Here is an 8,476-nt window from a genome sequence, read left to right on the forward strand (position 1 = left end):
TGCCGCCGGCTGAGCACGCGCCTCGTCCGCCGAAAGCGCAGCCTGAGCCACCGGTGACGGCCCAGTTCACCCCGCCAGAGGGCTACGAACACCCCGCCGGCCCAGAGCCTGCAACCCCAACTCCCCCAGCGTGGGACCCGCTGGGCGCGGCGCCAGGGCTATGGCACCTGCCAGATCCTGAACCAGCACCGGACCCCGCCGTGGAACCGGAGTCAAGAAAGAAGAAAGGCTCGCGCCTGTGGCTGTGGATTCCTCTGGCGCTGATCATTGCAACACCTGTCGTGTTTGCCCCTGGTGTCGCCGACCGCATCGGCGAAGTGCATCTGACATACGAGGATGCGGGGTCCATCCCCGACGTCAACAACCTCGTCGGAGAACTGCGCGTTGATCTCTCGGACTTGGCGCCACTCAAGGAGCCGAAGACCGTCAACTTCAACAACGGCATCGGCGAGATCAACATCATCCTGCCCAGCAACGTTCCGGTTGAGGTGCACTGCCAGGCCACCATCGGCGAAACCACCTGCCCCACAGGAAAGCAAAACGCGGACAAGGACGGCGAGCTGCTCACAATTAATGTGGAGCACCGCATCGGGTCCGTGTCCGCGCAGTTTGCCGAGTAAGCCTCCCAGGTTTACTCCCACTCGATGGTTCCCGGTGGCTTGGACGTAATGTCCAGGACCACGCGGTTGACGTCCTCTACCTCGTTGGTGATGCGGGTGGAGATCGTCTCCAGCACCTCGTACGGCACGCGCACCCAGTCGGCGGTCATCGCGTCTTCGGAAGCGACTGGGCGCAGCACGATCGGATGGCCATAGGTGCGGCCATCACCCTGGACGCCGACGGAGCGGACGTCCGCGAGTAGGACCACCGGGCACTGCCAAATCTGATCATCCAGGCCGGCGCGGGTCAGTTCCTCGCGGGCAATAGCGTCGGCCTTGCGCAAGGTTTCCAAGCGCTCCGAAGTGACCTCGCCGACAATGCGGATGCCCAGGCCTGGGCCCGGGAACGGCTGGCGGTTCACAATGACCTCCGGCAGACCCAGTTCCCGGCCGACTGCACGGACCTCATCCTTAAACAGAAGACGCAGCGGCTCAACGAGCTCAAACTCCACATCATCCGGCAGGCCACCCACGTTGTGGTGGCTCTTGATGTTCGCGGTTCCTGTGCCACCACCGGATTCCACAACGTCCGGGTATAGGGTGCCCTGGACGAGGAAGCCAACGTCCTCGCCCTCCAGCACGGAAGCCACTGCGCGCTCGAAGGAACGGATGAACTCCGCACCAATCGCCTTGCGCTTCGCCTCCGGCTCGGTCACGCCGGCGAGTTTGCCCAGGAAGGCGTCGCGCTCATCCACTGTCACCAGCTTCGCGCCGGTGGCAGCTACGAAGTCCTTCTCCACCTGCTCGCGCTCGCCCTGACGAAGCAGACCGTGGTCCACGAACACGCAGGTCAGGCGGTCGCCGATAGCGCGCTGCACGAGCGCCGCCGCCACGGCGGAGTCCACGCCACCAGACAGGCCACAGATGGCGTGGCCGTCGGGGCCGATTTGGGCCGAGACTGCGTCGATAAGCTGCTCTGCAATATTCGACGCGGTCCAGGTCTGCTCGAGCCCCGCGATCTCCGTGAGGAAGCGAGTGAGCACCTGCTGACCGTGCGGCGAGTGCATAACCTCCGGGTGGTACTGCACACCCGCCATGCGCTGCTCCGCGTTCTCGAAGGCCGCGACCGGCGCACCCTCCGAAGAAGCAGTGACCTCGAAGCCTTCCGGCGCCTGCGTCACGGAATCACCGTGGCTCATCCACACAGAGTGCTGCTCCGCCAAACCGGCGTGGAGCACGCCACCACACACATCCATCTTCGTGCGGCCGTACTCGCGCGAACCGGTCTTGGCCACAGTGCCACCCAGCGCCTGAGTCATCACCTGGAAGCCGTAACAAATGCCAAACGTGGGCAAACCAAGCTCGAAAATCGCCGGGTCAAGCTTCGGCGCACCATCCTCATACACGGACGACGGGCCACCAGACAGCACGAGCGCAACCGGATCCTTAGCTTTCAATTCTTCCGCCGTGATCGTGTGCGGCACGACCTCAGAATAGATACGCGCTTCACGCACTCGACGGGCAATGAGCTGCGCATACTGCGCGCCGAAATCCACAACAAGAACAGGGCGCGGATGTGCATTAGCTGTTGGAGAGGTAGTCACGGATTCAAAGTTTAACTCATGGCCTACATAGACTGAACCGCCATGACCGCTTCAACTCCGACCTCACCGCTTGGTGTTGCGTGCATCATCGGCTCGTGCATTTCGCTGCAGCTTGGGGCCGCGTTGGCGGTTGAACTGTTTCCGCACGCGGGCAGTTGGGCCACGGCGTCTTTGCGTCTGCTGCTCGCTGCCGTGATTCTTCTTGTGGCTAGTCGCCCTCGTTTCTGGGAGTGGCATGCGCAGCAGTGGCGCGCCGTGATTACGTTTGGGCTGACGATGGGGTTTATGAACGGCTCTTTCTACACCGCGCTCGAACGGATCCCGCTGGGTACCGCGGTGACCATCGAGTTCTTGGGGCCGTTGACCCTCGCTGCCCTGTTGTCGCGTTCTGTGCGTGATGCGGTGTGCGTGGCCCTTGCGCTTTCCGGCATGCTGCTGCTGGGCATCAACTCCTACAACGGCTATCCACTCGACCCGGTTGGCGTTGCGTTCACGCTGGCAGCGGGCATGTTCTGGGCCTTGTATATCCTTGCTTCCAAACGCGCGGGCAGTTCGGTGCCCGGCCAGGGTGGCCTCGCGGTTGCGCTGTTCATCGGCGGCATGGCCCTCATGCCGCTCGGCTGGCAAGGTTCACTCACGATCATGGCGGACACCCGCCTCTTCGGCATAGCGTTAGGCACCGCCGTTCTCGCGTCGCTCGTTCCGTACTCGCTGGAGCTTATTGCTTTACGACGCCTCACCCCCAACACCTTCGCCATCCTCCTTTCCCTCGAACCCGCCATCGCCGCGTTCTTCGGCTGGCTGCTGCTGTCGGAACACATCTCGGGGCTGAAGTTCACGGCGATCCTGCTGGTGATCACTGCTGCGATGATCCAGGCGATGCAGGGCCGTGGGCAGGGACGCGGCAAGAAAAGACCTCAACCCGTATAGAGTGATGCCTATGTCCCTAAACGACCTGTCTACCTCGACCCAGAACTACCTGAAGGTGATCTGGAGTCTCACGGAATGGTCGTCCGAACCTGTTACGGCGACGTCGATCTCCCGGCAGACGGGTTTGCGCATGTCATCGGTGTCTGATGCGATGCGCAAACTGAGCTCCCAGGGATTGATTGTCCACGCGCCGTACGGCTCCGTGGAGCTGACGGACGAGGGCCGCACCTACGCCGTGGCCATGATCCGGCGCCACCGGCTCATCGAAAGCTTCTTGGTGGACACCCTCGGCTACACGTGGGACCAAGTGCACGACGAGGCTGAGAACATGGAGCACGCAGTCTCCGATTTCTTCGTAGCCCGCCTAGATGAGTTCTTGGGTCACCCGGAGCGCGACCCGCACGGGGATCCCATCCCCGCCGCCGATGGCACCGTCCTCGCGTTGGATGCCCGCAGCCTCACGGACATGGCCGCGGCTATGGAAACGGGCACAGAAAAACTCCGGGTCACCGTCGAAAGGATTTCGGACTCGGACCCGGAGCTGCTCAAGCACTTCGAGGAAACCGGCATCGTCGTCGGCGCCGTCCTGACGGTCACGGAAGGTGCGCCGTTCTCGGAGGCGCTGGAGGTGACCGTCGATAAGGCTTCTCAGGCCGTGCCGCTGGGCAACATCGCTACGGATGCGTTGTTCGTCTCCACACTCTCCACAGCCTCCCCTGCTTCGGCGTAGACAGGCTTCTTGCGCATCAGCTTCGTGATGATGCCCTGGCTCGGACCAAGCAGATACACCAGCAGGAACACCACGCCCTGCGCCACGACGATGAGCCCGCCCGGCGACGCATCCAGGTAGTAGCTGGCATACAGCCCCACCACGGAGCATCCCGCCGCCATCACCGGCGCGATGATGAGCATGTGGCTGAACGTATTGGTCAGCAGGTAGGCGGTCGCGCCGGGGATGATGAGCATGGCCACCACGAGGATGACGCCGACGGCCTGCAGCCCAACCACGCAGGTCAACGCCAGCAGCGCGAGCAGCACCGCACCGATCATTTTCGGGCGCAGCCCGATCGCGTGAGCGTGGATCGGGTCGAAGGCAAACAGCGTGAAGTCGCGTCGCTTGAGCACGAGAATCGCCAGCGTCACCGCACCCAGCACGAGAATCTGCGCGAGGTCAGCCTTAGACACACCGAGCAGGTTGCCGAAAATGATGTGGTTCAGGTCGGTGTGCGATGGCGTCACCGAGATGAGCACAAGGCCGAACGCGAACAGCGTGGTGAACACGATGCCAATCGCGGCATCTTCTTTCAGCCGGCTCGTATCGCGCACCACCCCAATCAAGCCGACCGCGAGGAAACCGAAGATGACGGCGCCCACTGCGAATGGCGCGCCGAGCAGGTACGCCACCACAACACCGGGGAAGACTGCGTGGGACACCGCGTCGCCCATCAGCGACCAGCCGATGAGCACGAGCCAGCATGACAACACCGCACACACCACGGACGCGATGAGGCTGGTGGCCAGTGCGCGCACCATGAAGTCGTAGGCAAAGGGATCAAGGAGGAAAGACATCATTGGTTCATCACATCCAAGCCGAAAGCGGCAGCTAGGTTCTCTGGTTTCAGGACTTCCGCGGGCTGCCCATGCACGAGCACGCGGCGGTACAGCAGGAGCGCCTCATCCGCCAAGTCAGGCAATGCAGCGAGATCATGCGTAGACACGAAGATCGTGGACCCGCTCACCGCCATCTCACGGAAGAGCCGGGTCATCGTTGCTTCGCTTCGCTTATCGACGCCCGCAAACGGCTCATCCAACAACATCACCTCCGCCCCCTGCGCAATACACCGGGCAACGAATGCCCGTTTGCGCTGGCCACCGGACAGTTGCCCGATCTGGCGGTCGGCGAATTCGGTGAGTTCCACGCGTTCTAGCGCGTGCTCCACCGCTTCCACGTCCTTCTTGTGCGGTCGGCGGGTAAAACCCATCTGGCCGTAGCGGCCCATCATGACAACGTCGCGGACACTAACGGGGAAGTCCCAGTCCACTGCTTCGCGTTGGGGGACGTAGCCGAGGACGCCGGAACGTCGTGAAGCAGCGGGGTCCTGGCCGTTGATGTCCACGGTGCCCACGTCAGGCCGGATATGTCCCATGATCGTTTTGAACAGCGTCGATTTACCGGAACCATTCATCCCGACGAGGCCACACACGCGCCCAGGCGCGATGTCCAGGCTGACACCGTCGAGCGCAAGCACGCTCCCATAGTGGACGGTGACATCGCGCACCGAGATTGCTGCTGTATCCTGCTGGCTCATTGCACTACTTCTTTCCTGTCAGAGCCTTGGTGATCACGTCTGCGTCGTGCTTGATCAGGTCGAGGTAGGTCGGCACCGGGCCACCCTCTTCCGAGAGCGAGTCCACGTAGAGCGTGCCACCGTAGGTTGCGTTGGTGGCCTCGACCACGCGCTGCATCGGTGCATCCGAAACAGTGGACTCACAGAAGACCGCCGGGACGTCATTGTCCTTCACGAACTCGATAGCGCGGGAAATCTGCTGCGGAGTCGCCTCGTTCTCGGAGTTCACCGCCCAAATGAAGCGCTCCTCCAACCCAGCATCACGTGCCATGTAGGAAAACGCCCCTTCGCAGGTCACCAGCGCACGGCGCTTCTCCGGCAGCTGGGACAGCTCCTCCACCATTCCGTCGTGGACCTCCTGGAGCTGATTCTTGTAATCCTCACCATTGCGCTCAAAGTCGGTGGCGTGCTCCGGATCAAGCTCGGAGAATGCCTTGACCATGTTGTCCACGTAGGTCTTCACCTCAAGCGGACTCATCCACGCGTGCGGGTTGGGCAGGCCGGCGCCTTCGTCCTCGGTGATGTCGATCGGGGTGATGCCCTCCGTCACGGTGACGTGCGGTGCGTCGCTGTCCTCCACGAACTGAGAGAACCAGTTCTCCAGGTTCAGGCCGTTATCCAGGATGAGGTCCGCGTTAGTCGCGCGGCGAATATCAGCCGGAGTCGGCTCATACCCGTGGATCTCTGCGCCCGGCTTGGTCAGGGACTCCACCGTGAGGTGCTCCCCCGCCACATTCTGGGCAATGTCCTGGATGACCGTGAACGTGGTCAACACCGTCGGCTTCCCCGAGGCCTTGCCCGTAGCCTCCTCTTCCGCCGGTGCACAACCCACCAGCAGCATTGCTGCTGCGATAAACGCTGCGAATCTCCGCGCTACAGCCATTATTGTCTCCCATTCCTGGTAAGTTCCGTCATTCCAGTTTTAAAAATACGCCTAACCGTACTTTTATTCTTCCTACACTACAACCTCCAATGAAGGTAAGGCAAAACTAAGAATGCCGCCCAGTGGAAATCCACCAGGCGGCTCTGAAGAAGCGCAGAGAAGCTACTGATTAACGGTGATGTCCACCTTCTGGAAGCTCTTGATATCTGTGTAGCCACACTTCGCCATCGCGCGACGCAGGCCACCCACTAGGTTGTAGCCACCCCAAGTACTCGTGCTGGGGCCGTGAAGAACAGTTTCTAGGCTCGGGCGATCCGCACCACAGGCAGCGATGATCTCATCGCGTGACTTCCCATCATCATTGGCCAAGCTTGCCTCAGTCCAGCCAAAGCCGTATTCAGTCTGCGTGATCAAGCCACGCGGGAAACGCGGGTGCGCGCTCTGGGACTGCCAGTAGAAACCGTGGCCAGCCGCTTCTGCAGCAGCGGCGAGTGGCTGGCCCAGCATGACAGCATCCGCACCACATGCCACGGCGCGGGCGATCTCGCCACTGGTTTCAATGTCACCGTCGGCGATCACGTGAACGTAGCGGCCTTCGGTTTCATCGAGGTATTCGCGGCGTGCCGCAGCGACATCTGCAATCTGTGTGGCCACGTTGGAATCAATGCCCAGTGCCAGCGAGGACGTGGTGGTGCCCTGCCCCACGATGACACCAGCCGCCCCGGCGCGCATCAGGTGCAGCGCAGTGGTGTAGTCAGACACACCACCGGCAATGACAGGGACCTCGAGAGAACCGATGAACTCCTTCAGGTTCAGCGGCTCCCCGCCCTCCTGGACGTGTTCAGCGGAGATGTTCTCACCGTGGATAAACAGCATTTCAGCACCGGCCTTCACCACAATCGGGGCCAGCTCGCGAGCGTTCTGCGGGCTCACGCGCACAGCCACGGTCACACCGGAGTCACGCACCTGAGCAATGCGCTCAGACAACAGATCAGTGTCAATAGGCGCCGAGTGCAGCTCCTGCAGCTCCGCCACGCCCGGCTGACGGAAGCCATGCACGTCCTGGTCGGCGAACAGAATCGGCTCGATGACCTTCTTGATCGCCGCATCCAAGTCCGCATGTCGCCCCCACAGGCCCTCAGCGTTGATCACGCCGAGGCCGCCCTGCTTGCCCATCTCGATGACAAACTCGGGGCTGGCCAGAGCGTCCGTCGGGTGGGAGACGAGGGGGAGGTCGAACGTGTATGCGTCGATATGCCAGCGCAAATCAACGTCCTTCGAGGAACGCGTGCGGCGCGAAGGAACAATGTTGATCTCGTTCAAGCCGTACGCGCGACGCGCTTCACGGCCAATGCCAATTTCAACGTAATCACGCATGCTTAACCCCTGTAGTTCGGTGCTTCGACGGTCTGCGTGATGTCGTGCGGGTGGGACTCACGCAGGCCAGCGGTAGTGATTTGAACGAAGCGCTTGGTCTGCAGCTCTTCGATGGAGGCAGAACCGGTGTAGCCCATCGCCGCACGCAGGCCACCAACGATCTGGTGGGTGATCGCGTCAATCTCACCGCGGTACGGCACGCGGCCTTCAATGCCTTCCGGCACGAGCTTGTCTTCGCTGGTCACATCAGCCTGGAAGTAGCGGTCCTTGGAGAAGGAGCGCTTCTCACCCGACAGACCACGGCCCTGCATCGCACCCATGGAGCCCATGCCGCGGTAGCGCTTGTACTGCTTGCCGCCAACAACAACGACATCGCCTGGGGCTTCCGTCGTACCAGCCAGCATGGAGCCAAGCATGACGGTCGACGCGCCAGCGGCGAGTGCCTTAGCCACGTCACCGGAGTGCTGCATGCCACCATCCGCAATGACTGGAACGCCAGCTGCGTGTGCCGGCACAGACGCCTCCAGAATCGAGGTGATCTGTGGGGCGCCCACACCAGCAACCACGCGCGTGGTGCAGATGGAGCCCGGGCCAATGCCCACCTTGATGGCGTCCGCGCCCGCCTCAATCATCGCGGCTGCAGCTTCGCGGGTGGCCAGGTTGCCGCCCACGACGTCGACGCGTTCGCCGAAATCCTTCTTCACGCGCGCGACCATCTCCAGGACGCGGTTGTTG

The 8,476-nt window shown here is 62.2% G+C and carries 9 protein-coding genes; 3 read left to right on the forward strand and 6 right to left on the reverse strand.

Annotation, left to right across the window (positions count from 1 at the left end; translation table 11 throughout):
* Positions 1 to 620 (forward strand): LiaF domain-containing protein (locus F4V54_RS09295; protein ID WP_150386951.1); only part of this gene is annotated, 620 nt, incomplete at its 5' end.
* Positions 621 to 631: 11 nt separating this feature from the next.
* Here the strand turns inward: F4V54_RS09295 and guaA are convergent.
* Positions 632 to 2,203 carry a glutamine-hydrolyzing GMP synthase gene (guaA, locus tag F4V54_RS09300; protein ID WP_150386952.1) on the reverse strand — a complete coding sequence of 524 codons (1,572 nt, stop codon included), beginning with the start codon at positions 2,201 to 2,203 and terminating at the stop codon, positions 632 to 634.
* A 42-nt stretch (positions 2,204 to 2,245) separates the two neighbouring features.
* Here guaA and F4V54_RS09305 point away from each other — a divergent pair, with 42 nt between their 5' ends.
* Together F4V54_RS09305 and F4V54_RS09310 are read left to right on the forward strand one after the other, a co-directional pair.
* On the forward strand, positions 2,246 to 3,133 hold the full coding sequence (locus F4V54_RS09305) for an EamA family transporter (RefSeq protein ID WP_150386953.1): 888 nt from the start codon (positions 2,246 to 2,248) through the stop codon (positions 3,131 to 3,133).
* 10 nt (positions 3,134 to 3,143) lie between these two features.
* Positions 3,144 to 3,863 (forward strand): metal-dependent transcriptional regulator, encoded by a 720-nt coding sequence (locus tag F4V54_RS09310; protein ID WP_150386954.1) that lies wholly within the window; start codon positions 3,144 to 3,146, stop codon positions 3,861 to 3,863.
* Here F4V54_RS09310 and F4V54_RS09315 read toward each other — a convergent pair.
* The 5 genes from F4V54_RS09315 to F4V54_RS09335 all read right to left on the reverse strand — a co-directional run.
* Positions 3,782 to 4,705, reverse strand: a complete 924-nt coding sequence (locus F4V54_RS09315; RefSeq protein ID WP_150386955.1) for a metal ABC transporter permease — start codon at positions 4,703 to 4,705, stop codon at positions 3,782 to 3,784. The two genes, F4V54_RS09310 and F4V54_RS09315, sit on opposite strands and share 82 nt — an antisense overlap.
* Positions 4,702 to 5,442 (reverse strand): metal ABC transporter ATP-binding protein, encoded by a 741-nt coding sequence (locus F4V54_RS09320; protein WP_150386956.1) that lies wholly within the window; start codon positions 5,440 to 5,442, stop codon positions 4,702 to 4,704. Before F4V54_RS09320 ends, F4V54_RS09315 begins: the two co-directional genes overlap by 4 nt.
* Before the next feature lie 4 nt (positions 5,443 to 5,446).
* A complete protein-coding gene (locus F4V54_RS09325; RefSeq protein WP_150386957.1) occupies positions 5,447 to 6,364 on the reverse strand; it encodes a metal ABC transporter substrate-binding protein in 918 nt (305 codons plus the stop codon).
* A 162-nt stretch (positions 6,365 to 6,526) separates the two neighbouring features.
* Complete coding sequence (locus F4V54_RS09330; protein ID WP_102723968.1) at positions 6,527 to 7,741, reverse strand: GuaB3 family IMP dehydrogenase-related protein; 1,215 nt, start codon at positions 7,739 to 7,741, stop codon at positions 6,527 to 6,529.
* Between the two features lie 2 nt (positions 7,742 to 7,743).
* Positions 7,744 to 8,476, reverse strand: a 733-nt coding sequence (locus tag F4V54_RS09335; RefSeq protein WP_211359476.1) for an IMP dehydrogenase, incomplete at its 5' end; no start/stop codon positions are given.

The sequence above is a fragment of the Corynebacterium tuscaniense genome (assembly GCF_008693065.1).
Classification (GTDB): Bacteria; Actinomycetota; Actinomycetes; order Mycobacteriales; family Mycobacteriaceae; genus Corynebacterium; species Corynebacterium tuscaniense.

What these genes read in the sequence shown, in the direction of transcription:
- F4V54_RS09305 (WP_150386953.1), top strand. Translation starts at nt 2,246, where the DNA reads ATGACCGCTTCAACTCCGACCTCACCGCTTGGTGTTGCGTGCATCATC.
- F4V54_RS09310 (WP_150386954.1), top strand. Translation starts at nt 3,144, where the DNA reads ATGTCCCTAAACGACCTGTCTACCTCGACCCAGAACTACCTGAAGGTG.
- F4V54_RS09315 (WP_150386955.1), bottom strand. Translation starts at nt 4,705, where the DNA reads ATGATGTCTTTCCTCCTTGATCCCTTTGCCTACGACTTCATGGTGCGC.
- F4V54_RS09320 (WP_150386956.1), bottom strand. Translation starts at nt 5,442, where the DNA reads ATGAGCCAGCAGGATACAGCAGCAATCTCGGTGCGCGATGTCACCGTC.
- F4V54_RS09325 (WP_150386957.1), bottom strand. Translation starts at nt 6,364, where the DNA reads ATGGCTGTAGCGCGGAGATTCGCAGCGTTTATCGCAGCAGCAATGCTG.
- F4V54_RS09330 (WP_102723968.1), bottom strand. Translation starts at nt 7,741, where the DNA reads ATGCGTGATTACGTTGAAATTGGCATTGGCCGTGAAGCGCGTCGCGCG.